Source organism: Pseudomonas sp. PNPG3 (assembly GCF_023093815.1).
Classification (GTDB): domain Bacteria; phylum Pseudomonadota; class Gammaproteobacteria; order Pseudomonadales; family Pseudomonadaceae; genus Aquipseudomonas; species Aquipseudomonas asiatica.
Genome location: NZ_JALLKV010000399.1, coordinates 1 through 207, shown reverse-complemented (window position 1 = coordinate 207; position 207 = coordinate 1). Strand labels below are relative to the sequence as shown.

At 66.7% G+C, this 207-nt stretch carries 1 protein-coding gene; it reads left to right on the top strand.

The window, feature by feature from the left end; genetic code table 11:
• On the top strand, positions 1-207 hold a 207-nt coding region (locus MJ643_RS31430), incomplete at both ends, for an ABC transporter permease subunit (protein WP_247727418.1).

The following is a 207-nucleotide window of genomic DNA, read 5'->3' as shown; positions in this document are numbered from 1 at the left end:
CCCCCGCGACATCCTCGAAGCGGCCCGCATGGACGGCGCCACGCTGCTGCAGGAGATGCTTCGCGTGCTCCTGCCGATCAGCAAGGGCGGGCTCGCCTCGACCATGTTGCTGTCGCTGATCCTGTGCTGGAACGAAGCCTTCTGGTCGCTGAACCTAACCTCGTCCAACGCCGCGCCGCTGACCGCGCTGATCGCCTCCTACTCCAG